We start from the raw sequence: 25921 nt of genomic DNA, 5'->3' as shown, positions 1-25921 counted from the left end.
GCGAGTGAAAATGATTCTCAAATAGGAACATTGACCCCGCTTGCAAAATACGATTTTCCTCCCGCTGATTAATAATTAATCCCCTGAAATGACATGTAAATCAGTATCAAGGTGGCATAATACGTAACATCCTTGTTAAGTCTCGTGATTAATTTGGTTAGGGAAAACTCCTATGTTTGCTGATATTGCTGTCCAGCATTGGGCTTTTGCTGTCTATGTAGTTGGGGCCATCTGTATCTGCCTGATCATGATCGGCCTGGCTGCCATACTGGGAGGCCGCGCCTACGGCCGAGCCAAGAACAAGCCCTTCGAATCAGGCGTGGACTCCGTGGGCAATGCCCGTCTGCGCTTCTCCGCCAAGTTCTATCTGGTTGCCATGTTCTTCGTCATCTTCGACGTGGAGGCGCTCTATCTCTTTGCCTGGTCCGTCTCCGTTCGGGAGAGCGGCTGGGTCGGCTTCATCGAGGCCGCCATCTTCATCTCCTTGCTGCTGGTAGGACTCATCTACCTGTGGCGCATCGGCGCCCTCGACTGGGCACCGAAAAAACGCGTCCTGACCGACAAGAAGCCAGACTGAATTACTGATTATCCCTTTGAGGTTGCACCATGAAGTACACCCTGACCCGGATTGACCCGGATGCGCCGGTTGAGCGCTACCCCCAGGAACAGCGCCAGACCGTCGAGGATCCCCTGGCTCAAGAGGCCTCACGCGGCATCATGATCGGGCGCCTCGAAGAGGTGCTGCAGGATACGGTCAACTGGGGCCGCAAGAACTCCCTCTGGCCCTACAACTTCGGCATCTCCTGCTGTTACGTGGAGATGTGTACCGCCTTCACCTCCCCTCACGACGTGGCCCGCTTCGGCGCCGAAGTCATCCGGGCCTCACCGCGCCAGGCCGATTTCATGGTGATCGCAGGGACCCCCTTCATCAAGATGGCCCCGGTCATCCAGCGCCTGTACGAACAGCTGCTCGAACCCAAGTGGGTCATCTCCATGGGGGCCTGCGCCAACTCGGGCGGCATGTATGACATCTACTCGGTCGTTCAGGGCGTCGACAAGTTCCTGCCGGTCGACGTCTACATTCCGGGTTGTCCGCCCCGTCCCGAGGCATTCCTGCAGGCCTTGATGCTGCTGCAGGACTCCATCGGCAAGGAGCGCCGTCCGCTCTCCTGGGTGGTGGGCGATCAGGGCATCTATCGCCCTCAAATGCCTGCCGAGAAGGACCGCAAGCGTGGCGAGCGGATCAACGTCACCAACCTGCGCACGCCGGATGAGATCTGACCATGAAACTGACTCGAGAATTTCCCAGCAACTACGCCATGGCCCAGTGGCAACCGAGTGATCACAAAGACGCTCAGGTGGTCGGCGAGCTGTTTGCCCATTTCGGTGCCGAACGCTTCACCATCCAGAATACCCGCACCGGTGTGCCGGTGGTCTGGCTCTCCCGCGAGCTGCTGCTGGACGTGATGGGGTTCCTTAAAAAGCTGCCCTCCCCGTTCGTGATGCTGTTTGACTTGAGCGCCACCGACGAGCGGATGCGCAGCCATCGTCACGACCTGCCCGACAGCGACTTCACCGTCTTCTATCACCTCATCTCCATCGAGCGCAACGCCGACCTGATGTTGAAGGTACCGCTCAAGGAGGGGGATCTGACGCTGCCCACCGTCAGCCGCCACTTCCCCAACGCCAACTGGTATGAACGGGAAGTGTGGGATCTGATGGGCATCAACTTCGACGGTCACCCGCACCTGACCCGCATCATGATGCCCAAGAGCTGGCAGGGTCACCCGCTGCGCAAGGATTATCCGGCGCGCGCCACCGAATTTGATCCCTTCATGCTCGATGCCGCCAAGCAGGACATGGAGCAGGGCAACCTGATGTTCAAGCCGGAAGAGTGGGGCATGAGTCGCGGCAACGAGAACGAGGACTACATGTTCTTGAACCTGGGCCCCAACCACCCCTCCGCCCACGGCGCCTTCCGCCTGGTACTGCAGCTCGATGGCGAGGAGATCCGCGACTGCGTGCCCGACATCGGCTATCACCACCGCGGTGCCGAGAAGATGGGCGAGCGCCAGTCCTGGCACAGCTACATCCCGTACACCGACCGGGTCGAGTACCTGGGGGGCGTGATGAACAACCTGCCCTACGTGCTGGCGGTCGAGAAGCTGGCCGGCATCAAGGTGCCACAGCGGGTCGACATGATCCGGGTGATGCTGGCTGAGCTGTTCCGCATCCAGAGTCACCTGCTGTTTATCGGTACCTATATCCAGGACGTGGGCGCCATGACCCCGGTCTTCTTCACCTTCACCGACCGGCAGCGGATTTACACCATCATCGAAGCCATCACTGGCGCCCGCATGCATCCGGCCTGGTTCCGCATCGGCGGCGTGGCCCACGATCTGCCCGTCGGCTGGCAGCGACTGGTGCAGGACAACCTGCTGAGCTGGCTGCCCAAGCGGCTGATGGACTATGAGAAGGCCGCCATGCGCAACAGCATACTGCGTGGCCGCACCATAGGCGTCGCCGCCTACACCACCGAACAGGCGCTGGCCTGGGGCACCACGGGCGGCGGTCTGCGGGCCACGGGGCTCAACTTCGACGTGCGCAAGTGGCGCCCCTACTCCGGCTACGATCAGTTCGAATTCGAGGTACCGGTCGGCTCCAACGGCGATGCCTACGATCGCGCCCTGGTGCGCATCGAGGAGATGCGCCAGAGCATGCGCATCATAGAGCAGTGCATGAAGAACATGCCGGAGGGGCCGTTCAAGGCGGATCACCCGCTCACCACGCCGCCGCCCAAAGAGCGCACCCTGCAGGACATCGAGACCCTGATCACCCACTTCCTGCAAGTGTCGTGGGGCCCGGTCATGCCGGCCGCCGAATCCTTCCAGATGATCGAGGCGACCAAGGGGATTAACAGTTATTACCTGACCAGCGACGGCTCCACCATGAGCTACCGGACCCGGATCCGCACCCCGAGCTTTGCTCACCTGCAACAGATCCCCTCGGTGATCCGTGGCCAGATGGTGTCGGACCTCATCGTCTATCTGGGCAGTATCGATTTCGTTATGTCGGATGTGGACCGTTGAGTAACGGCTGTTACCAAGCGCCGTTACACGACAACAAGAACAAGCCACAAAAGGTTATGCCATGAGCCAGCAATGTCAGTGCCAACACAATCCGTCCCCGCAGGGACAGAGTTCATGCCAGGGCAAGGGGAACGATTTCGTCCTGAGCCAGGCAGAACGCGATGCCATCGAGCATGAGAAACACCACTATGAAGATCCCCGTGCCGCCAGTATCGAAGCGCTCAAGATAGTGCAGCAGGCCCGCGGCTGGGTTCCTGACGGTGCCATCCACGCCATCGCCGCCGAGCTCGGTATCCCCGCCAGCGACGTGGAGGGGGTCGCCACCTTCTACAGCCAGATCTTCCGCCAGCCGGTCGGTCGCCACATCATCCGCGTCTGCGACAGCATGGTCTGCTACATCAACGGCCATGAGCAACTGCTGGCCGGCCTGAAAGAGGTGATGAACCTGGCCCCCGGCCAGACCTCCGCCGACGGCCGCTTCACCCTGCTGCCGGTCTGCTGCCTCGGCAACTGCGACAAGGGGCCGGCGCTGATGATCGACGATGACACCTACGGTGGGCTCGACGCCGTCAGCCTGCTCAAGACCCTGGAGGCTTACCCATGAGTCTGGCATCCCTTGGTACCGCCAACCGCATCGCCCGCGCCGCCGAGACCCATCCCCTCACCTGGCGGCTGCGCGACGACGGCCAGCCGGTCTGGCTGGATGAATACCAGAGCAAGCAGGGTTACGATGCGGCCCGCAAGGCGCTGGGCCATATGAGCCCTGATGAAATCGTCGGCACCGTCAAGGATGCCGGCCTCAAGGGCCGCGGCGGCGCCGGCTTCTCCACCGGCGTGAAGTGGGGCCTGATGCCCAAAGACGAGAGCATGAACATCCGTTACCTGCTCTGCAACGCCGACGAGATGGAGCCGAACACCTACAAGGATCGGCTGTTGATGGAGCAACTGCCTCACCTGCTGATCGAGGGGATGATCATCTCGGCCAAGGCTCTCAAGGCCTACCGTGGCTACATCTTCCTGCGCGGCGAGTACGTCGATGCCGCCACCAACCTGCGCCGGGCGGTAGAAGAGGCCAAGGCCGCCGGGCTCCTTGGCAAGAACATCCTGGGCTCGGGCTTTGACTTCGAGCTGTTCGTCCACACCGGCGCCGGCCGTTACATCTGCGGCGAAGAGACGGCGCTCATCAACTCCCTGGAAGGGCGGCGCGCCAACCCGCGCGCCAAACCCCCCTTCCCCGCTGTTTCCGGCGTCTGGGGCAAGCCGACCTGCGTCAACAACGTCGAGACCCTGTGCAACGTCCCCGCCATCATCGGCAACGGTGTGGCCTGGTATCAGGGGCTGGCGCTGCCGGGTTCGGAAGATCACGGCACCAAGCTGATGGGCTTCTCCGGCAAGGTCAACAACCCCGGCCTGTGGGAGCTGCCGTTTGGCATCACCGCCCGCGAGCTGTTCGAGAACTACGCCGGCGGCATGAAGCCCGGCTATCGCCTGAAAGCCTGGCAACCGGGCGGGGCCGGTACCGGCTTCCTGCTGCCCGAACACCTGGATGCCCAGATGTATGCCGGCGGCATCGGCAAGGTTGGCACCCGGATGGGCACGGGCCTTGCCATGGCGGTGGATGACAGCATCAACATGGTCTCCCTGCTGCGCAACATGGAAGAGTTCTTCGCCCGCGAGTCCTGCGGCTGGTGCACTCCCTGCCGCGACGGCCTGCCCTGGAGCGTCAAGCTGCTGCGCGCGCTGGAGCGAGGCGAGGGTCAGCCTGGGGATCTCGCCACCCTGGAGCAGCTGGTCAGCTTCCTCGGCCCGGGCAAGACCTTCTGCGCCCATGCCCCTGGCGCCATCGAGCCGCTGGGCAGTGCGATGAAGTATTTCCGCTCCGAATTCGAGGCCGGCGTCAGGGCGCCGCAGGATAGCCACAAGCAGCTCAAGGGTATCCAGCCCAACCTGCTGGGCGAGCGCTGGTAAGGCGCACAGTGCGCCCGCTGAACCGGCGCGAGCCACAGAATTTATCTCATTGAAGTCAGGGAAGTTGTATGGCCACCATTCATGTAGACGGTAAAGAGTTCGAGGTAGACGGGGCAGATAACCTGCTGCAAGCCTGTCTCTCCCTTGGGCTGGACGTCCCCTATTTTTGCTGGCACCCGGCGCTCGGTAGCGTCGGCGCCTGCCGCCAGTGTGCGGTGAAGCAGTATCAGAATGCCGACGACAAGCGCGGCCGCCTGGTCATGTCCTGCATGACCCCCTCCACCGATGGCACCTATATCTCCATCGAGGATGAGGAGGCGAAGGAGTTTCGCAAGACGGTAGTGGAGTGGCAGATGACCAACCATCCCCACGACTGCCCGGTGTGCGAAGAGGGTGGCGCCTGCCACCTGCAGGACATGACGGTGATGACCGGCCACAACAGCCGGCGCTACCGCTTCACCAAACGCACCCACCAGAATCAGGATCTGGGCCCCTTCATCAACCACGAGATGAACCGCTGCATCGCCTGCTATCGCTGCGTCCGTTACTACAAGGATTACGCCGGCGGCGAGGATCTCGGGGTCTACGGCGCCCACGACAACGTCTACTTTGGCCGGGTCGAGGATGGCACCCTGGAGAGCGAGTTCTCCGGCAACCTGGTGGAGGTCTGCCCCACCGGCGTCTTCACCGACAAGACCCACTCCGAGCGCTACAACCGCAAGTGGGACATGCAGTTCGCCCCCAGCATCTGCCAGGGGTGCTCGGTCGGCTGCAACATCAGCCCGGGTGAGCGTTATGGCGAGCTGCGCCGCATCGAGAACCGCTATCACGGCGCCCTGAACCACTACTTCCTGTGCGACCGCGGCCGCTTCGGCTACGGCCACGTCAATCTGACCGACCGCCCGCGCCAGCCCCTGCTGCAGGATGGCAGTGACAGGCTGGCCATCACGGTGGACGGTGCCCTGAACCGGGCCGCCGATGCCCTGCGCACCGCCAGTGGCGTCATCGGCATCGGCTCCCCCCGGGCATCGCTTGAGAGCAACTTCGCCCTGCGCGAACTGGTGGGCGCCGCCAACTTCTACAGCGGCGTCGAGCAAAGCGAATGGGAGTGCCTGCAGAAGATGCTGCAGATCCTGCAGCACGGCGGCGTACGCACCCCCAGCCTGCGTGACATGGAAGAGGCCGATGCCGTGTTGGTGCTCGGCGAAGATGTCACCCAGACCGCCGCCCGCATCGCTCTGGCCCTGCGTCAGGCAGTCAAGGGCAAGGGCCGTGAAATCGCCCGCAAGTTGAAGGTGGATCTGTGGCAGGTCGCCGCGGTGCAGACCCTGGCCCAGAACGAGCGCTACCCGCTGCTGATCACCAGTCTCGACACCACCCGACTGGACGACGTGGCGAGCGGCACCCTGCACGCCCCCCACGCGGATCAGGCGCGCCTGGGCTTCGCCATCGCCCATCTTCTTGATGGCAGCGCCCCTGCCCTGACCGATCTCGCCCCCGAACAGCAGGCCCTGGCCGCCAGCTGGGCCGCGCTGCTCGGCAACGCCAGGAAGCCGCTCATCATCGCCGGCACCGGTGCCCGCAGCCAGGCGCTGCTTGAGGCGGCCAGTAACATCGCCCGCGCCCTCAAGGGCCGTGGCCAGGCCGTGGAGCTCGCCCTGGTCGCCCAGGAGACCAACAGCCTGGGGCTGGCCATGCTGGCCGGCAATGCCGCCCCGCTGGAAGCCGCCCTCGAGCGTATCGAAAGAGAAGAGAAGCTCGCGCTGGTGATGCTCGAGAACGATCTCTACCGCCGCGCACCGCGCAGCCGCGTCGATGCCGCCATCGACCGTCTGCAGCACCTGCTGGTGGTCGACCATCAGGACACCGGCACCGCCCAGAAGGCGGACCTGGTGCTGCCTGCCGCCAGTTTCGCCGAGGCAGACGGTACCCTCATCAACATGGAAGGCCGCGCCCAGCGCTTCTTCCAGGTTTATGCCCCCGCCTTCTACGACGCCGACATCCAGGTGCGCGAGAGCTGGCGCTGGCTGGCCGCCCTGCAAGGGGCACTGGATCGCAAACCGCTGCGCTGGAACACCTTCGACGAGGTGAGCAGTGCCTGCGCCGCCAGCGCCCCGCTGCTGACCAGCATGCGCGAGGCCGCGCCCAACGCCGGTCTGCGCATCCGCGGCATGAAGCTCGCCCGCGAGCCGCACCGCTACAGTGGCCGCACCTCCATGCTGGCGGATCAGAACGTGAGCGAGCCCAGAGTCGCCCAGGACCCCGACTCACCCTTCAACTTCTCCATGGAAGGCTACGCCGGTGCCCGCCAGCCGCTGCAACAGGTGCCGTTCGCCTGGGCGCCGGGCTGGAACTCCCCGTCCGCCTGGAACAAGTTCCAGGACGAGGTGGGTGGCAACCTGCGCGCCGGGGATCCCGGTCGCCGTCTGCTGGAAGCGGGCGAGGAGAGCCTCGGCTGGTTCGACACCATTCCCGCCCCGTTCAGCGCCAAAGAGGCGCTGCAGGTGGTGAGCTATGACCAGCTGTTTGGCGGCGAAGAGCTCTCTGCCAGAAGCCCGGTCATCCAGGCCCGCATGAGCGAGCCCGTACTGGTGCTGAACCCGGCCGACGCCAACCGTCTCTCCCTTAATGCCGGCAGCCAGGTCGCCTTCTCCTGGGGTGGCCACCACTGGAGGTTGACCCTGCGTCTGAGCGAGCATCTGGCTGCCGGTCTGGTGGGTCTGCCGCTTGGTGTCAACGGTCTGCCGACCGCCCTGCACCAGCAATATCTCGCCAACCTGCAGGAGGCCATCGCATGAGCGACTCTCTGATCGATCTGTTGCTGGAAATCGGCAAAGCATTGATCGTGCTGGTGGGGATCGTGGGGGCCGGCGCCTTCATGAGCTTCATCGAGCGCCGTTTGCTGGCGCTGTGGCAGGATCGTTACGGCCCCAACCGGGTAGGCCCCTTCGGCCTGCTGCAGCTGGCGGCCGACATGATCAAGATGTTCTTCAAAGAGGACTGGATCCCGCCCTTCGCCGATCGCCGGATCTTCGTGCTGGCCCCCATCATCGCCTTTACCGCCTTCATTCTGGCGTTTGCGGTGGTGCCGATCACCCCCACCTGGGGCGTGGCCGATCTCAACGTGGGACTGCTCTACATCCTGGCCATCGCGGGGCTGGCAGTCTATGCCGTGCTGTTCGCCGGCTGGTCGAGCAACAACAAGTACTCCTTGCTCGGCAGCCTGCGCGCCTCGGCCCAGACCCTCTCCTACGAGGTGTTTCTTGGCCTCTCCTTGATGGGCATCGTCATCCAGACCGGCAGCTTCAACCTGCGGGATATCGTGGAAGCCCAGGCAGGACTGTGGAACATCATCCCCCAGTTCCTGGGCTTCATCACCTTCCTGTTTGCCGGCGTCGCCGTCACCCACCGCCATCCGTTTGACCAGCCGGAAGCCGAGCAGGAGCTCGCCGACGGTTATCACATCGAGTATGCGGGCATGAAATGGGGTCTCTTCTTCGTGGGCGAGTACATCGGCATCGTGCTGGTCTCTTCGCTCATCGTGACCCTGTTCTTCGGTGGCTGGCACGGCCCCTGGCTGCCGCCTTTCATCTGGTTTGCCCTGAAGACCGCCTGCTTCATGGTGTTCTTCATTCTGCTGCGGGCCTCCCTGCCCCGCCCGCGCTTTGACCAGGTGATGTCGTTTGGCTGGAAAGTCTGCCTGCCGCTGACCCTGCTCAACATGCTGGTCACCGGCGCCGTGGTGCTGATGAATGCGCAGTGAGGCCCCGATGGACAGAAAAATTGTGATGCCGTTTGGCTGGAACGTCTGCTTGCCCGCCGCCCTGTATCCCGCACGGGATGCAGCCGGTATGGGCTGTGGTGCTGATGAATGTGCAGTGAGGCACGACTATGAAAATTATTAACATCATCAAGGGTGTCGGCACCCAGTTACGCAGCCTCGGCATGGTGTTCTCCCATGCCTGGCGCCCCCGCGAGACCCTCAACTACCCGGAGCAGGCCGTCTATGCGGCCCCCCGCTATCGCGGCCGCATCGTGCTGACCCGCGATCCGGACGGCGACGAGCGCTGCGTGGCCTGCAACCTGTGTGCGGTGGCCTGCCCGGTCGGCTGCATCTCGCTGCAAAAATCCGAACGGGAAGATGGTCGCTGGTATCCGGAGTTCTTTCGCATCAACTTCTCCCGCTGCATCTTCTGCGGCCTGTGCGAAGAGGCCTGCCCCACCACCGCCATCCAGCTGACGCCGGATTTCGAGATGGGCGAGTACCGCCGACAGGATCTGGTGTACGAGAAGGAAGATCTGCTGATCAGCGGCCCCGGCAAGTACCCGGACTACAACTTCTATCGCATGAGCGGGATGGCCATCGACGGCAAGCCGAAAGGGGATGCCGAAAACGAAGCCAAGCCCATCGATGTCAAGAGCCTGCTGCCCTGAGGAGTCAATCATGGAACTGGCATTCTATGCCGCGGCCCTGGTCGCCATTTACAGCACGCTGCGGGTGATCAGCACCAGCAATCCGATGCACGCGCTGCTCAATCTCATCATCTCCCTCATCGCCGTGGCCATGATCTTCTTCTGCCTGGGCGCCGCCTTCGCGGGCGCCCTGCAGGTGATCGTCTACGCAGGCGCCATCATGGTGCTGTTCGTGTTCGTGGTGATGATGCTGAACCTGGGCTCGGCCCAGGATCAGGAGAAGCACTGGCTCACTCCCACCACCTGGGTGGGCCCGGGCCTGCTCTCGCTCATTCTGCTGGGCTTTCTGGCCTACGGCATTCTCGGGGTCACCGGCGGTGAACTCGGTCTGACCGACGTCAGTGCCAAAGCGGTCGGCATCGCCCTGTTCGGCCCTTACGTGCTGGCGGTGGAGCTTGCCTCCATCCTGCTGCTGGCCGGTCTGGTGACCGCCTATCACCTTGGCCGTGAAGACAAGAGCGGTGAGGTACTCTCGGTGCCCCGCACCCCGGCCCGTCCATCACAAGAAGGAGGTCAGCAATGAATGGCATCCCCATGGAGCACGGACTGCTGCTCGCCGCCGTGCTGTTCTGCATCGGCTTGTGCGGCCTGCTGATCCGCCGCAACTTGCTGTTTATCCTCATGAGTATCGAGATCATGATGAACGCCTCGGCACTGGCATTCGTGGTGGCTGGCAGCCGCTGGGCCCAGGCTGATGGCCAGATCATGTACATACTGGTGATTTCTCTGGCGGCAGCGGAGGCCAGTATCGGCCTCGCCCTGTTACTGCTGCTCTATCGTCGTTACCACACCCTCAACGTGGACACTGTGAGCGAGATGCGCGGATGAGCCTCCTATACCTGACTTTTCTGTTTCCGCTGCTGGGATGGCTGGTGCTGGCCTTCTCCCTCGGTCGTTTCGGCGAGCGCACCTCGGCGCTCATCGGCGTCGGCAGCATAGGGTTGTCGGCCCTCACTACCCTGTGGGTCGGCATCGATTTTCTCAACACCATGCCGGCAGGCGGCGTCTATACCCAGACCCTGTGGCAGTGGATCTCGGTGGGCAGCTTCAGCCCCAGCTTCCGCCTGGCACTGGACGGCCTGTCGCTGACCATGCTCGGCGTGGTCACCGGGGTGGGCTTCTTCATCCACCTGTTCGCCTCCTGGTACATGCGCGGGGAAGAGGGCTATTCGCGCTTCTTCACCTACACCAACCTCTTCATCGCCAGCATGCTGTTCCTGGTGCTGGCCGATGACCTGCTGTTCGTGTATCTGGGCTGGGAAGGTGTGGGTCTGTGCAGCTACCTGCTGATCGGCTTCTACTACAAGGATCGCAATAACGGCGCCGCCGCCCTCAAGGCGTTCGTGGTGACCCGGGTCGGCGATGTCTTCCTCGCCATCGGCCTGTTCATCCTCTATCGCGAGCTCGGCACCCTCAACATCCATGAGCTGCTGGTGCGTGCCCCCACCCTGTTTGCCGAAGGCTCCCCCGCCCTGTCGCTGGCCTGCCTGATGTTGCTCGGCGGCGCCGTCGGCAAATCGGCCCAGCTGCCGCTGCAGACCTGGCTGGCGGATGCCATGGCGGGCCCGACCCCGGTCTCGGCACTGATCCACGCGGCCACCATGGTGACCGCTGGTGTATACCTGATTGCCCGCACCCACGGTCTGTTCCTGCTGGCCCCCGAGATCCTGCATCTGGTGGCGCTGGTCGGTGCCATCACGCTAGTGCTGGCGGGCTTTGCGGCCCTGGTGCAAACCGACATCAAGCGGATCCTGGCCTACTCCACCATGAGCCAGATTGGCTACATGTTCCTGGCCCTCGGCGTTGGTGCCTGGGAAGGGGCCATCTTCCACCTGATGACCCACGCCTTCTTCAAGGCGCTCTTGTTCCTCTCCGCCGGTGCCGTGATCGTCGCCACCCACCACGAGCAGAACATCTTCAAGATGGGGGGCTTGCGCAAGAGCCTGCCGCTGGTCTATGCCTGCTTCCTGGTAGGGGGCTCGGCCTTGGCCGCGCTGCCGCTGGTGACCGCCGGTTTCTACAGTAAAGACGCCATCCTGTGGCAGGTGCAGGCCAGCGGCCAGAGCGCCCTGCTGTGGGCTGGCCTTGGCGGTGCCTTCCTCACCTCCCTCTACACCTTCCGCCTCATCTTCATCGCCTTCCACGGCGAGGCGAAGACCGAGGCTCACGCCGGTCACGGTCTGGCCCACCAGCTGCCGCTGCTGGTGCTGCTGGTGCTCTCCACCGGCATCGGCGCCCTGATCGTGCCGCCGCTGGCGGGGGTACTGCCGGCGGGTCCGGGGGATCACATCGAAGAGGGGCGCCACGCGTTGGAGATCACCTCCGCCGTCATCGCCATCGCCGGTATCGCCCTGGCTGCCTTCCTGTTCCTGGGTGAGCGCCGCCTGGCCAGCAGCATAGCCAACAGCGCGCCGGGCAAGTTGCTCAGCACTCTCTGGTTCAATGCCTGGGGCTTTGACTGGCTTTACGATCAGCTGTGGGTCAAACCGTATCTGCTGGCGACCCGGTTGCTCGGCAAGGATCCGCTGGACTGGATGATGAACCTGCCGGCCTGGCTGGCCCAGAGCGGCCACCAGCTGCTGGCCTGGACCGTTTCCGGCAAGTTGCGCTGGTATGCAGCCTCCATGGGGATGGGCGCCGCCCTGATCCTGGCCCTGCTGCTGCTCGGCTGATCCCGTGATGCAGCCCCTGAACTCGCAGCAAGCCCACGGGCCTGCACAGTGACTAGAACATAGACGAGAGCTGATATCGTGACCTTACTCTGGATCTTGTTAATACCCTTCATCGGCGGTCTGCTCTGTTGGCAGACCGAGCGATTCGGCGAGTACTTCGTACGCTGGGTCGCCCTGCTGTCGATGAGCGCCTGCCTGCTGCTCTCCTGCGCCATCTGGTGGAGCGGCGACTTCACCCTGGCAGCCCAGGGCGGCGTGCCCGTCTGGGCCGCCGAACTGCAACTGCCCTGGATCCCCCGCTTCGGCATCTCACTGCACCTGGCGGTGGATGGCTTGTCGCTGTTGATGGTGATCCTCACCTGCTTCATCGGCGTGTTGGCCATCCTCTGTTCCTGGAAGGAAATCGTGCAGCGCATCGGCTTCTTCCACCTCAACCTGCTGTGGATTTTGGGTGGCGTGCTCGGCGTCTTCATGGCGCTGGACCTGTTCCTCTTCTTCTTCTTCTGGGAGATGATGCTGGTGCCCATGTACTTCCTGATTGCGCTGTGGGGCCACTCGGTCACCGACGGCAAATCCCGGATCAACGCCGCCACCAAGTTCTTCATCTACACCCAGGTCAGCGGCCTCATCATGCTGGTCGCCATCCTGGGCCTGGTGCTGACTCACCACGCCGCCACCGGCGTGTTCACCTTCAACTATCAGGACTTGCTGAACACCCCCATGAGCGAGGGGGTGCAGTGGCTGCTGATGCTGGGCTTCTTCATCGCCTTCGCGGTCAAGATGCCGCTGGTGCCGCTGCACGGCTGGCTGCCGGATGCCCACAGCCAGGCACCGACCGCGGGTTCCGTGGACTTGGCGGGGATCCTGCTCAAAACCGCCGCCTACGGTCTGCTGCGCTTCGCCTTGCCGCTCTTCCCCGAGGCATCCGCCGAATTTGCCCCCTACGCCATGGTGCTGGGCCTCATCGGCATCGTCTACGGCGCCATCGTGGCGTTCGCCCAGACCGACATCAAGCGGCTGGTGGCCTACACCAGCATCTCCCACATGGGCTTCGTGATGATCGCCATCTATTCGGGCAGCGAGCTGGCCCTGCAGGGTGCCGTGGTACAGATGATCGCCCACGGTCTCTCCGCCGCCGGCCTCTTCATCCTGTGCGGTCAGCTCTACGAGCGTCTGCACACCCGAGACCTGCGCCTGATGGGCGGGCTGTGGGGTCGTCTGCGCTACCTGCCCGGCGTGATGCTGTTCTTCTCGGTCGCCTCTCTGGGGATGCCGGGCACCGGCAACTTCGTCGGCGAGTTCCTGATCCTCATCGGCAGCTTCCAGGTTGCCCCCGTGCTCACCATCATCGCCACCTTCGGGCTGGTACTGGCCTCGGTCTACTCCCTCATCATGCTGCAGCGCGCCTGCTTCGGTACCCCCAAGGACGAGAGCGTCCTCAAGGGGCTCGACAGCCGCGAGCTGGTGATGATGATGACCATCGCCGGTCTTTTGGTGCTGCTCGGTGTCTATCCCCAACCTGTGCTCGACACCGCGGGCAACAGCCTGCTGAGCGTGCTGCACTGGTACGCTCTGCCCTTCGCAGGAGCATTGCAATGAGAGTGACCGCTGTTAAACCGCTGGCCCTGTTGCCTTCCTTGTCCCTTACAGGAGCACTGCAATGACCTTCACCGCTTCGCAACTGCTGGCCCTGCTGCCCCTGTTGCTGACAACCGGGGCCATGGTGGCCCTGATGCTGGCCATCGCCTGGAAACGGTGCGATGACACCGCCTTCGTGGTCACCATCGCCGGCCTCAACCTGGCGCTCTTCTCCCTGCCCATCGTGATGGCGCAAGGCGATCAGGGGGTCACCCCGCTGCTGCAGATCGATGGCTACGCCGTCTTCTACATGGGCCTGGTGCTCATCGGCGCCCTGGCCACCTGTACCTTCGGCCGCTCCTGGCTCAAGGGCTATCCGGACAACCGGGAAGAGTTCTACCTGCTGCTGCTGATCGCCACCGCCGGTGGCCTGGTGCTGGCCGGCTCACGTCACCTCGCCTCCCTGTTCATCGGGATCGAGATGCTGACCCTGCCGATGTTCGGTCTGGTGGGCTACGCCTATCGCGAGCGCCACTCGCTGGAGGCCAGCATCAAGTACATGGTGCTCTCCGCCGCCGCCACTGCCTTCCTGCTGTTCGGCATGGCGCTGCTCTATGCCCAGGCCGGCAGCCTCAGCTTCAGCGATCTGGGGCTGACCCTGGCCACCACCCCGGCCCACCACCCGCTGCTGATGGGCGGTCTGGGTCTGATGCTGGTCGGCTTTGCCTTCAAGCTCTCCCTGGCACCGTTCCACCTCTGGACCCCGGACGTGTACGAAGGGGCACCGGCACCGGTGGCCACCTTCCTCGCCACCGTCAGCAAGATCGCGGTGTTCTGCGTGCTGCTGCGCTTCTACCTGGCGGTGCCCGCCGCCGCGGATCCCATGATCCACTGGCTGCTGGCCGCCATGGCGGTGGTCTCCATCGTCATCGGCAACCTGCTGGCCCTGCTGCAGACCAACATCAAACGGATGATGGGTTACTCCTCCATCTCCCACTTCGGTTACCTGCTGGCGGTGATCGTGGCGAGCCGTCTCGGCCAGATGCCGGTGGAAGCGGCAGGCGTCTATCTGCTGATGTACCTGTTCACCAGCCTGGGGGCCTTCGGCGTCATCAGCATGATGTCCAGCCCCTATCGCGGCAAGGATGCGGACTCCCTGCACAGCTACCGCGGCCTGTTCTGGCGTCGCCCCTACCTGACTGCCGTGCTGACCGTGATGATGCTCTCGCTGGCCGGTATCCCCATGACGCTCGGCTTCATCGGCAAGTTCTACCTGATCGGGGTGACCGTCGATGCCAAGCTGTGGTGGCTCTCCGGCGCCATCGTGCTCGGCAGTGCCCTGGGTCTCTACTACTATCTGCGGGTCATGGTCACCCTCTACCTGCGCGAGCCCGGCATGCAGCTGCGCGACGCCAAGGGGGACTGGGCCATCACCTCCGGTGGTCTGGTGGTATTGCTCTCCGCCGCGCTGGTGGTGGCACTGGGTCTCTATCCCCAGCCGGTCATCAGCCTGGTGCAGGGCTTCCAGAACGTGGTGCTGCGCTGATTTCACTCCACTTCAAAAACCGGCCCAGGTGGCCGGTTTTTTTATCTGCCCAAAACTGGATGCCTGACCAGCCATCTCAAATTTATCTGCCTTTATAACGGCTTATAAGCGCTTATCGGACACGACCGGGTATCCACCTCGCCCGCCTTGCTGATATATTGGCCATTGGCAGGAAAGGAGTTCCGAGGGATGATGCAGCCCGCTTTTCTTTCATTCGATGCGCAACCACTGGCCGATGCACTGCAACCCTATCGCGGGGAGCGGCTCGATCTCTTGCTGGCCGAGCAGGATGCCGGGCACGTGGCCGAGCTGCAGCAGCAGTGCAGGCGGCTCGATATTCAGCTCAGCGGCGCACTCTTTCCCCGCCTCATCAGCCGCCACGGCTTTCATGAGCACGGTGCCTGGCTGCTGCCGCGCCCGGCCTCCCACGCCCCCCTGCTCATCCCGCTCGATCCCGCCGCCAGCACAGACCTGCAAGTCAGCACCCTTTGCGATGCGCTGCTCCCCCAGCTTGCGCAGTGGCCAGAGGCCGCGGGCGTACCGACCCTCTTTCTGACCTTTGATGCCATGATCCCCAACATCGCCTCCCTCCTTGAGGGGATCTATCTGCATCTCGCGGACAGGGTCAATTATGCCGGCGTCAATGCCGGCAGCGGCCAGTTCCGCCCCATGCCCTGCCTGTTCGACAACCACAGATTGCTGGCGCAGGCGGTCTGCTGCACCCTGCTGCCCCACCACAGCTACCCGCTGCTCGAGCACGGCTATCAGCTCACCGCCCAGCCCATGCTGGCCACCAGCAGCGAGGGCAACAAGATTGCCTTCATCGACTGGGAGCCGGCCTTCAGTCGCTACCAGTCCCTGGTCCAGCAACAGTTCCAGCAGCGCCTCACGCCGGATCAGTTCTACCAGTACGGCGTCCACCTGCCGCTCGGGCTGCTGCGGGCCAACGGCGACGTCATCGTGCGCATCCCGGTCGCCGTCACCGAAGAGGGGGCCCTGCTCTGCGTCGGGGAGGTACCGGATCACAGCATCCTCACCCTGCTCAAGGCGCCGCAGAGCCCGACCGCCCACGCCATCGAGCTGGCCGAAAAGCTGAGCCGGCACGGTGCCCCCGAGCGCCTCGAGATCTACTACTGCGCCGGCCGTCAGCAGCACTTCGGCGAGCAGAGCACGCTGGAGCTGAAGACCCTCTTCAGCCACAGCGGTGCCCACGAGCTGGTGGGCGCCCTCTCCCTTGGCGAGATTGGCAGCCTGCGACCGGGGGAGTATCCGCTGTTTCACAACGGCGCCATTCTCTGCAACGGGGAGGGACGGCGATGAACAACGACCACGCCATGGCCATCGTCTGCGATCTTGCCCTCTGCATCGGCCGCGAGGTCACTCTGGACGCCCTGCTGACCAAGGTACTGCAGCGTTTTCTGTTTCACTGTGCCTGCCCGGTCGGGCTGGTGCTGCAGCAGTTGCCACAGGGGGAGTACAAGATCATCAAGGCGATCGGGGATGAGCAGCTGGTCAGCCATCAGGGGGAGCCGCTCGCGCTGCCCCACTGGGTCGGCGACGGCGAGCAGTGCATCCTGCGCGCCCCGCTGCCACTGCCCGCGGCACGCCCCTACCCCTTTGCCTACCGGCTGCGGATCGAGGGGGGCTATCTGATGCTGCTGCTCTCCCCCAATACGGAGCAGCAGGGAGAGCGGCTCTGCCACCTGTTCAGCCCCATCCTCGGCAACCTGGCCCGCGCCATCCAGCTGTGCCGGGACAGCGAGCAGCTGGCGCTGCGCCAGCAGGCGGAGCTGGTCGACATGCAGCGCTTCAACGAATCCCTGTTAAGGGCAATCCCCATCCCGGTGTTTTACAAGGATGTCGAGGGGCGTTTCATCAGCTGCAACCCGACCTTCACCCAGATCACCGGCATCAGCAAGGCCGAGCTGCAGGGCAAGCGGGTGGACGAGCTCCTGCCCCCGGAGATGGCCGACGAATACACCCAGCGCGACCTGGAAGTACTGCGCAGCAGGCAACCGCAATATTTCGAGCACACCCTGTTTGACCGGGAGGGCCGCCGCTATCAGGTGCTCAACTTCAAGGATCTCTTCTACGACCATCAGGGCGAGGTGGCCGGCATCATAGGCGCGCTGGTCGACATCACCCACATCAAGGAGAGCGAGCAGCAGCAACGTACCCTGCTGTTCCAGACCATAGCGGCGCTCTCCTCCGCCATCGCCCACAAGGATCCCAGCACCGCGGGCCACGAGCGGCGCGTGCACGATCTGGCGCTGGCCATCGGCCAGCATCTGCAACTCGCGCAGGATCGGCTGGATGGACTGGGCCTCGCCGCCATGGTGCACAACATCGGCCTGCTGCAGATCCCGGCGGAGATCCTCACCCGCCCCCGCGAATTGCGGGAGGTGGAGTTCGAGCTCATCAAGCTGCACCCGCAGGCGGGCTGTGAAATTTTGCAGCAGATAGACTTCCCCTGGCCCATCGCCACCATAGTGCAGCAGCACCATGAGAACATGGACGGCAGCGGCTATCCGCAGGGATTGCAGGGGGATGCCATCTGCCTGGAGGCGCGCATCATCCGGGTGGCCGACTCCCTGGCGGCCATGACCGCCCACCGTCCGTTTCGGCGGGCCCTCTCCTTCACCGATGCCTTCGCCGAGCTGACCCGCTATGCCGGTGTCCACTACGACGAACAGGTGGTCAGCGCCTGCTTCGCCGTCTGGCAGGCGGGCTACCGCTTCACCCCCCTTTGACCGAGGCTGGATGACGATGAGTTCAAGACCCGCACCGCCCTTTACCCCGCTGCCCACGGCCGCCCTGCTTGGCCAGGTGATGGATCAGCTGCCCTACCGGGTGCTGCTCAAGGATACCCGCTCCCTCTTCATCGCCTGCAACCGGCTGCTGGCAGACGATCTCGCCCTCACCCCGGCCGAGCTGGTCGGCAAGTGCGATGCCGACTTCTTCCCAGCCGAGCTGGCCCAGCGCTATCGGGACGACGATCTCAGGGTCATGACCAGCGGCACCACCCAGCGCCACGAGGAACCCTATCTCAAGGGAGGCGAGGCCCGCTGGCTCAGCACCACCAAGTTTCCCCTGTTCGACGAGCTGGGTCAGGTGGTCGGCGTCGGGGTCTTCTTCGATGACATCACCGAGAAGAAGCAGCAGCAGGAGCGGCTGCAACAGTACACCTGGACCCTGGAAGCCATCGGCCGCGCCCATCACGCCATGCTCAGACCGGACGACGAGCAGACGCTGCTGCAGGAGATCTGCGACGCCATCACCTTCGACGGCCGTTTCCCCCTCGTCTCCGTGCTGCAGGAAAAACCTGACCAGCACACCCTGCAGGTGCTGGCGCAGGCGGGCAACGCAACCTGGTTTGCCAGCGACGAGTGGCTCACCCGGGATCCCGCCCTGCACCAGGCCATCAGCACAGAGATGCCGTGCAACGAGGCGCTCCCCTGCGAGCTGGTACATCATTCGGCCACCCTGCGCGCCCGCCTGCTGCTGCCGCTGCAGTGGCACACCGGCGGGCACGGCGGCCTGCTCATTCACAGCGAGCAGGCCCGCCCCTTCACCGACGAGGAGGTGCACCTCTTCAGCCAGCTGGCGGACTACCTTGCCTATGGCCTGCAGGCCCGCAGCACCCAGCAGGCCTACCTCACCGCCCAGCGCGACAAGATGCTGCATGCCCGCCAACTGGAGCTGGCGCTGGAAGATGCCCTCGGCGCCATAGCCGCCGTGCTGGAGCAGCGCGATCCCTACACCGCCGGCCACCAGAAGCACGTTGCCACCCTGGCGCTGGCCATAGGTCGCGAGCTGCAGCTAGATGAGAAGCGATTGCGGGGACTCTATCTGGGGGCCATGGTGCACGACATCGGCAAGATCCAGGTACCGGTCGACATCCTCACCAAGCCGGGGCGGCTGACCCCGCAGGAGTTCAACCTGGTCAAGGAGCACCCGGGCGCCGGTTATCAGGTGCTCAAGGACATCGCCCTGCCCTGGCCCATCGCCCAGATGATCCACCAGCACCACGAGTACATCGACGGCTCAGGCTACCCGGCCGGGCTCAAGGGCGAGCAGATCCTGCTGGAGGCCCGCATCCTCACGGTGGCCGACATCGTGGAGTCCATGTCCTCCGATCGCCCCTACCGCGCCGCCCTCGGCATTCCCCAGGCCAGGGCCCATATCATCCAGCTGCGCGGCACCCGGCTGGATGAAGCTGTTGTGGACGCCTGCCTGCGCATTCTCGATCGCGGTGACTTCATCCCCCACGAACTGGGTCACGGCCGCCCCTAGCGGGAACGTCGCCATAAAAAAACCGGCCACAAGGGCCGGTTTTTTTTTGCGTCGCAGGCTTAGCCCAGACGAACCCGGGCATTGCGGAACATCCGCATCCAGGCGCCATCCTCGCCCCAGTTGTCCGGGTGCCAGGAGTTGGCGACGGTGCGGAACACCCGCTCCGGGTGCGGCATCATGATGGTGGCGCGGCCATCCGTGGTGGTCACGGCGGTGATGCCGTCCGGCGAGCCGTTCGGGTTTGCCGGGTACAGCTCGGTCACCTGACCGCTGTTGTCGACGAAACGCAGCCCCACCAGACCGCTGGCTTGCAACGACGCCAGGTGGGCGGCATCGCGCACCTCCACCCGCCCTTCCCCGTGGGAGACGGCAATCGGCATCACGGAGCCCGCCATGCCGGCGAAGAAGGCGGACGGGGAGTCCTGTACTTCCACCAGGCTGAAGCGGGCCTCGAAGCGCTCGGAGCGGTTGCGCACGAAGCGCGGCCACAGAGCGGCGCCCGGGATCAGCTCGCGCAGGTTGGACATCATCTGGCAACCGTTGCACACCCCCAGAGAGAGGGTATCGCCGCGCTCGAAGAAGCGCTGGAACTGCTCGCGGGCGCCCTCGTTGAACAGGATGGACTTGGCCCAGCCCTCGCCCGCCCCCAGCACGTCGCCGTAGGAGAAGCCGCCACAGGCCACCAGGGTCTGGAACTGCTCCAGCTTGATGCGGCCACTGAGGATGTCGCTCATATGGACGTCGACGGCGGTGAAGCCGGCGCGGTCAAACGCTGCCGCCATCTCCACGTGGGAGTTGACCCCCTGCTCGCGCAGCACCGCCAGACGGGGGGAGACACCTTTGGCGATATAGGGCGCCGCCACGTCCTCGGCCGGGTTGTAGCTGAGCCTGGCCTGCAGACCCGGATCGGCTGCGTCCTGACGGGCGGCATGCTCCTGATCCGCGCACTCGGGGTTGTCGCGCAGACGCTGCATCTGCCAGCTGGTCTCGCCCCAGATGGTGCGCAGGGCAGTGCGGCTGGCGCGATAGACCTCCTGACCGGCCCGCTGCAGGGTGATGAGATCCCCCTCGCGCACCGTGCCGAGCACGTGGGAGCAGGCCGCCAGACCGTGACCGGCCAGCAGGGTCATCACCGCTTCCTTGTCCTCACGGCGTACCTGGATGACGGCACCCAGCTCCTCGTTGAACAGGGCCGGCAGCAGCTCGCCACCGATGCGATCCAGCTGCAGGTCGAGACCGCAGTGACCGGCGAAGGCCATCTCCACCAGGGTGACGAAGAGGCCGCCGTCGGAGCGGTCGTGATAGGCGATCAGCTTGCGATCGGCCACCAGCGCCTGGATGGCGTTGAAGAAGCCCTTGAGCTGGACCGGGTTGTCCAGATCCGGCGCCTTGTCACCCAGCTGGCGATAGACCTGGGCCAGGGCGGAGGCGCCGAGGCGCTGCTTGCCGTTGCCAAGGTCGATGAGGATCAGGTCGGTTTCACCAAGATCGCTGCGCAGTTGCGGGGTGACAGTGTTGCGCACATCCTCGACTCGGGCAAAGGCGGAGATGAGCAGGGAGAGCGGCGAGGTGACGCTCTGCTCCTTGCCATCCTGCTGCCAGCGGGTCTTCATGGACATGGAGTCCTTGCCCACCGGAATGGTGATGCCAAGGGCCGGGCAGAGCTCCTCGCCCACCGCCTTGACCGCCTCGTAGAGACCGGCATCTTCGCCCGGGTGACCGGCAGCGGCCATCCAGTTGGCAGAGAGCTTGACCCGCTTGAGGGAACCGATGTGAGCAGGCGCCAGGTTGGTCAGGGCCTCGGCCACCGCCATACGGGCGGAAGCCGCATGAGAGAGCAGCGCCACCGGGGTGCGCTCGCCCATGGACATGGCTTCGCCATGGTAGCTGTCGTAGGTGGCGGCGGTGACGGCGCAGTCGGCCACCGGGATCTGCCAGGGGCCGACCATCTGGTCGCGGTTGACCAGACCCGTCACGCTGCGATCGCCGATGGTGATGAGGAAGGATTTCTCCGCCACGGTGGGCAGACGCAATACCCGCTCGGCGGCGTCGCCGAGGGTGATGCCATCCAGTTGCAGTACCTTGCCCTGGGCCGGCAGGCTCGCTACGTCGCGGTGCATCTTGGGGGTCTTGCCCAGCAGCACGTCCAGCGGCAGATCGATGGGGTGGTTGTCAAAGTGCTGGTCGGAGAGGGTCAGGTGTTTCTCTTCGGTGGCGCTGCCGATGACGGCATAGGGTGCACGCTCACGCTCGCACAGCGCCTTGAACAGCGGTAGCTTCTCTTTGGCCACCGCCAGTACGTAGCGCTCCTGGGATTCGTTGCACCAGATCTCCAGCGGGCTCATGCCCGGCTCGTCGTTCGGAATGGCGCGCAGGTCGAAACGACCGCCGCGATCGCCGTCGCTCACCAGCTCCGGCATGGCGTTGGAGAGGCCACCCGCCCCCACGTCGTGAATGAAGACGATGGGGTTGTCGTCCCCCAGCTGCCAGCAGCGATCGATCACCTCCTGGCAGCGGCGCTCCATCTCGGGGTTGTCACGCTGCACCGAGGCAAAGTCGAGATCTTCCGCCGACTGACCGGAGGCCATGGAGGATGCGGCGCCGCCGCCCAGACCGATGTTCATGGCCGGGCCACCCAACACGATGAGGGCAGCCCCTACCGGGATCTCCCCTTTCTGGACGTGTTCGCTGCGGATGTTGCCGATGCCGCCCGCTAGCATGATGGGTTTGTGGTAGCCACGCACCTCGACGCCATTGTGGCTCGGCACCTCCTCTTCGAAGGTACGGAAGTAACCGAGAATGGCCGGACGGCCGAACTCGTTGTTGAAGGCGGCGCCGCCAAGCGGCCCCTCCTGCATGATGTCAAAGGCGCTGACGATGCGGCTCGGCTTGCCGAAATCCTGCTCCCAGGGCTGCTCGAAACCGGGGATGCGCAGGTTGGAGACGGAGAAGCCCACCAGGCCCGCCTTGGGCTTGGCGCCACGGCCTGTCGCACCCTCGTCGCGGATTTCGCCGCCGGAGCCGGTAGCGGCGCCCGGGAAGGGGGAGATGGCGGTCGGGTGGTTGTGGGTCTCCACCTTCATCAGGATGTCGACCTGCTCCTGGTGGTACTGGTATTCGCCGTTGGCGGGGCTCGGGAAGAAGCGGCCACCCTGGCTCCCTTCCATCACGGCGGCGTTGTCTTTATAGGCAGACAGGACATGATCCGGCGTCTGCTCGAAGGTGTTCTTGATCATCTTGAACAGCGACTTGGGCTGCTGCTCGCCGTCGATGGTCCAGTCGGCGTTGAAGATCTTGTGGCGGCAGTGCTCGGAGTTTGCCTGGGCAAACATGTAGAGCTCGATGTCGTTGGGATTGCGACCCAGCCGGGTGAAGTTCTCCACCAGATAGTCGATTTCGTCGTCGGCCAGCGCCAGACCCAGTGCCACGTTGGCCTCGGCCAGGGCGGCGCGGCCACCGGCCAGCACGTCCACCTGGGTGAAGGGGCGCGGCTCCTGATGGGCAAACAGGGCGGCGGCCTCGTTCATCTCGCCAAACACCGTCTCCATCATGCGGTCGTGCAGCACGGCGGCCACGTCGGCGCGCTGGACAGCGCTCAGCTCACCCTTGGCCTGCACGTAGTAGGCAATGCCGCGCTCGAGCCGCTTGACCTGGGTCAGGCCGCAGTTGTGGGCGATGTCGGTTGCTTTGGAAGACCAGGGGGAGATAGTGCCGGGGCGGGGGGTAACGAGAAACAGCTGACCGCTGGGGGTGTGTTCGGGGATGGTCGGGCCGTAGCGCAGGAGCTGGCCCAAGGTCGCTCGCTCCGGGGGCGACAGCGGGCTCGAGAGCTCGGCGAAGTGCACATATTCGGCATAGACATCCTCTATCTCTACTCCTCTCTCCTGTTTCATCTGCGCGAAGCGTTGCAGCAGTTTTTGGACACGAAACTCAGACAGTGCGGGGGCACCACGCAAGATATCCATATGACCTTTCTCACCAAGTGTTGAAGTGGGGGGGAATTGAGACGCGCGTATTATAGGGATCAGGCCGACGGCGGACAAACGTTTTTCTTGTTTTGCCAAGTGTGACTCGGTCCACACTCTCTGGTATAAAGGTGCCTCTTTTTTGACAAATGCCGATTTTTTCAACAAGGGTACTCACCTACTTGCGCTGCATTTTTCGACTGTTTATCGGGCTGATGTTGCTGCTGACCCTGGTCGGTTGCGACTTCTACACCCCCTCCAGCCAGCTGGAGCAGATCCGCCAGCGGGGCGAGATCCGGGTTGGCACCATCTACGGCCCCACCTCTTATTACCAGCGTGACGACACCGCCCAGGGGTTCGATTACGAGCTGGCGAGAAGCTATGCCGACTGGCTGGGGGTCAAGCTGACCATAGTGCCGGTCTACTCCACCGCCGAGCTGGTGGATCTGCTCAAGAAGGGCAAGCTCGATCTGGCCGCCGCCGCCATCGTCATCACCCCGGAGCGGCGCCAGCTGTTTCGCTTCGGCCCCGGCTTCTACCAGGTCTCGCCCAAGCTGGTCTATCGCAACGGCTCCCCCAAGCCCAGGGACATCGGCGATCTCAAGGGCAACATAGTGGTGCCTGCCGGCTCTACCGGGGAGGATCTGCTCAAGGAGCTGGCCAAGCAGCACCCCAACCTCAAGTGGAGCACCAACCGGGACGCCGACGTGGAGGAACTGCTCAAGCAGGTGGCCGACGGCAAGATTGACTACACGGTGGTGCAGGATACCGTGCTGGCCCGTACCCAGCGCTACTACCCCGAGCTCACCGAGGGGATAACGCTGGCCAAGAACCAGACCGTGGCCTGGGCCATGACCAAGCTGCCGGACGACAGCCTCTACGCCAGCATCATCGACTTCTTCGGCCAACGCTTCATGGATGGCGCCATCGCCAAGCTCGACGAGAAGTATTTCGGCCACGTGCAGAACTTCGACTTCGTCGACACCCGCACCTTCCTGCAGCGGGCCAAGAGCCTGCTGCCCAAGTATCAGGATCTGTTCAAGACCCACGCCAAGCTGGTGGACTGGCGCCTGCTGGCCGCCATCAGCTATCAGGAGTCCCACTGGGATCCTGAGGCGCGCTCCTACACAGGGGTGCGCGGCATGATGATGCTGACCGAGCCCACCGCCAAGGCGATGGGGGTCAACAACCGGCTGCACCCGGAGGAGAGCATCAAGGGGGGCGCCCGTTATCTCGAGCAGATGATGGCGAAGGTGCCCGCCTCGGTGCCCGATGACGAGAAGGTGTGGTTTGCCCTCACCGCCTACAACATCGGCTACGGCCACATGATGGATGCCCGCCGCCTGACCAAGGATCTCGGCAAGAATCCGGACGCCTGGAGCGACGTGAAAGAGGTGCTGCCGCTGCTGCAGCAGTCACGCTGGCACCGCAAGGTGCGCTACGGCTATGCCCGCGGCGGCGAGGCGCGCAACTACGTCAACAACGTGCGCCAGTACTACCAGAGCCTGCTCTGGCTCGACAACGAGCAGCAGAAGGCCCATCGCCGCGAAGAGCTGGATGAGGATGACAGTAGCGAGCCGACCAGTGCCGAACGTCCCACCGTCATTGCCGAGGTGGTCAAGCAGATCACCCTGCGCTGATCCCTGTTGACAGGTTTGTTTTTCGGGTGGTTTCTCTGTTACCATCCGACCACACCGGAGCCTATCCGAATCTGTTTTTATCGCACTATTTCATCCACTTGCACTCGGATGACAGCACTTTCAGATAGGCTCCCATCATCACCCAAGGCCGGGATGGCCACCCCATGGGAGGAGACCAAGATGCGAGCTCGCAGAAGAACGACACTGGTCAAGAAGACAAGGTGCGGCTGGAGCCCCAGACGCAAGCTCAAGCTCAACGAGATCAAACGCAAGATATGGCGCCGAAACCGCTCCTTCACCTTGCTGATAGCAGAGCACACAGCATAAACCCGGCATTCGCCGGGTTTTTTATTGCCTCAATTTTCCGTCAGCGGGCTCACCTCGAAGAGCACTGCCCGCTTCGACACCAGGCTGTTGCAGTGGTTGCAGAAGTAATCCACCGCGCCGCAGGCCTTGAGCCGCTCCAGCTCCTGCCGGCAGGTCGGGCAGAGCGCCCGGATCTGGTAACGGGCCTGGCATTGACCACAGGTGGTCTCGCGGCTGCGGCTGTCCAGCTCGCCCTGGCAGGCAGGGCAGACAAGTTGACTCATGGTTGGCTCCTTGCAAAGTGAATGTGCACTGGGCGGCCCCACTGCACATTCCCCTCCCCTTCAATAGACCACTAGAAAAGCGGCTGCCGGTGAGGGCAGCCGCTGGG

The 25921-nt window shown here is 63.9% G+C and carries 20 protein-coding genes; 17 read left to right on the top strand and 3 right to left on the bottom strand.

Annotated elements, in window-relative coordinates:
- Positions 1–172 precede the first annotated feature (172 nt).
- From BN1143_RS12945 to BN1143_RS12870, 16 genes are all read left to right on the top strand, one after another.
- Positions 173–577, top strand: a complete 405-nt coding sequence (locus BN1143_RS12945; protein ID WP_042050906.1) for an NADH-quinone oxidoreductase subunit A — start codon at positions 173–175, stop codon at positions 575–577.
- Between the two features lie 29 nt (positions 578–606).
- On the top strand, positions 607–1281 hold the full coding sequence (locus tag BN1143_RS12940) for a NuoB/complex I 20 kDa subunit family protein (protein WP_005299840.1): 675 nt from the start codon (positions 607–609) through the stop codon (positions 1279–1281).
- 2 nt (positions 1282–1283) lie between these two features.
- A complete protein-coding gene (gene nuoC, locus BN1143_RS12935; RefSeq protein WP_042050905.1) occupies positions 1284–3089 on the top strand; it encodes an NADH-quinone oxidoreductase subunit C/D in 1806 nt (601 codons plus the stop codon).
- Between the two features lie 61 nt (positions 3090–3150).
- A complete protein-coding gene (gene nuoE / locus BN1143_RS12930) occupies positions 3151–3693 on the top strand; it encodes an NADH-quinone oxidoreductase subunit NuoE (protein ID WP_005299836.1) in 543 nt (180 codons plus the stop codon).
- Positions 3690–5057 (top strand): NADH-quinone oxidoreductase subunit NuoF, encoded by a 1368-nt coding sequence (gene nuoF / locus BN1143_RS12925; RefSeq protein WP_042050904.1) that lies wholly within the window; start codon positions 3690–3692, stop codon positions 5055–5057. The genes nuoE and nuoF overlap by 4 nt, the downstream gene beginning before the upstream one ends.
- 68 nt (positions 5058–5125) lie before the next feature.
- On the top strand, positions 5126–7855 hold the full coding sequence (gene nuoG, locus BN1143_RS12920; protein WP_042050903.1) for an NADH-quinone oxidoreductase subunit NuoG: 2730 nt from the start codon (positions 5126–5128) through the stop codon (positions 7853–7855).
- A complete protein-coding gene (gene nuoH / locus BN1143_RS12915; protein ID WP_024941387.1) occupies positions 7852–8820 on the top strand; it encodes an NADH-quinone oxidoreductase subunit NuoH in 969 nt (322 codons plus the stop codon). Before nuoG ends, nuoH begins: the two co-directional genes overlap by 4 nt.
- 128 nt (positions 8821–8948) lie before the next feature.
- Positions 8949–9491: an NADH-quinone oxidoreductase subunit NuoI gene (gene nuoI, locus BN1143_RS12910; protein ID WP_005299827.1), complete on the top strand. Its 543-nt coding sequence runs from the start codon at positions 8949–8951 to the stop codon at positions 9489–9491.
- 10 nt (positions 9492–9501) lie between these two features.
- On the top strand, positions 9502–10053 hold the full coding sequence (nuoJ, locus tag BN1143_RS12905) for an NADH-quinone oxidoreductase subunit J (protein ID WP_010634277.1): 552 nt from the start codon (positions 9502–9504) through the stop codon (positions 10051–10053).
- Entirely contained in the window at positions 10050–10358 is a 309-nt protein-coding gene (gene nuoK / locus BN1143_RS12900; RefSeq protein ID WP_005299823.1) for an NADH-quinone oxidoreductase subunit NuoK, read from the top strand. Before nuoJ ends, nuoK begins: the two co-directional genes overlap by 4 nt.
- On the top strand, positions 10355–12202 hold the full coding sequence (gene nuoL / locus BN1143_RS12895) for an NADH-quinone oxidoreductase subunit L (RefSeq protein WP_042050902.1): 1848 nt from the start codon (positions 10355–10357) through the stop codon (positions 12200–12202). The genes nuoK and nuoL overlap by 4 nt, the downstream gene beginning before the upstream one ends.
- Positions 12203–12280: 78 nt before the next feature.
- Positions 12281–13801, top strand: coding sequence for an NADH-quinone oxidoreductase subunit M (gene nuoM, locus BN1143_RS12890; RefSeq protein WP_026458937.1), 1521 nt, complete (start codon positions 12281–12283; stop codon positions 13799–13801).
- Between the two features lie 61 nt (positions 13802–13862).
- Positions 13863–15326: an NADH-quinone oxidoreductase subunit NuoN gene (nuoN, locus tag BN1143_RS12885; RefSeq protein ID WP_010634280.1), complete on the top strand. Its 1464-nt coding sequence runs from the start codon at positions 13863–13865 to the stop codon at positions 15324–15326.
- A 189-nt stretch (positions 15327–15515) separates the two neighbouring features.
- On the top strand, positions 15516–16646 hold the full coding sequence (locus BN1143_RS12880; RefSeq protein WP_042050901.1) for an FIST signal transduction protein: 1131 nt from the start codon (positions 15516–15518) through the stop codon (positions 16644–16646).
- Positions 16643–18076: an HD domain-containing phosphohydrolase gene (locus BN1143_RS12875; protein ID WP_042050900.1), complete on the top strand. Its 1434-nt coding sequence runs from the start codon at positions 16643–16645 to the stop codon at positions 18074–18076. The genes BN1143_RS12880 and BN1143_RS12875 overlap by 4 nt, the downstream gene beginning before the upstream one ends.
- A gap of 16 nt (positions 18077–18092) precedes the next feature.
- Entirely contained in the window at positions 18093–19619 is a 1527-nt protein-coding gene (locus BN1143_RS12870) for an HD domain-containing phosphohydrolase (RefSeq protein WP_042050898.1), read from the top strand.
- A 59-nt stretch (positions 19620–19678) separates the two neighbouring features.
- On the opposite strand, the gene purL is transcribed toward BN1143_RS12870, so the two are convergent.
- Positions 19679–23584 (bottom strand): phosphoribosylformylglycinamidine synthase, encoded by a 3906-nt coding sequence (gene purL / locus BN1143_RS12865; protein WP_042050897.1) that lies wholly within the window; start codon positions 23582–23584, stop codon positions 19679–19681.
- Between the two features lie 149 nt (positions 23585–23733).
- Between purL and mltF the strand changes: the two genes are divergently transcribed.
- A complete protein-coding gene (gene mltF / locus BN1143_RS12860) occupies positions 23734–25224 on the top strand; it encodes a membrane-bound lytic murein transglycosylase MltF (RefSeq protein WP_042050896.1) in 1491 nt (496 codons plus the stop codon).
- A 77-nt stretch (positions 25225–25301) separates the two neighbouring features.
- Here mltF and BN1143_RS22890 read toward each other — a convergent pair whose 3' ends face one another.
- On the bottom strand, positions 25302–25490 hold the full coding sequence (locus BN1143_RS22890) for a hypothetical protein (RefSeq protein WP_042050894.1): 189 nt from the start codon (positions 25488–25490) through the stop codon (positions 25302–25304).
- A 90-nt stretch (positions 25491–25580) separates the two neighbouring features.
- On the bottom strand, positions 25581–25814 hold the full coding sequence (locus BN1143_RS12850) for a zinc ribbon domain-containing protein (protein WP_010634287.1): 234 nt from the start codon (positions 25812–25814) through the stop codon (positions 25581–25583).
- Positions 25815–25921 lie beyond the last annotated feature (107 nt).

This window comes from Aeromonas dhakensis, assembly GCF_000820305.1.
Classification (GTDB): domain Bacteria; phylum Pseudomonadota; class Gammaproteobacteria; order Enterobacterales; family Aeromonadaceae; genus Aeromonas; species Aeromonas dhakensis.
This window is presented reverse-complemented; position numbering and strand designations above follow the sequence as displayed.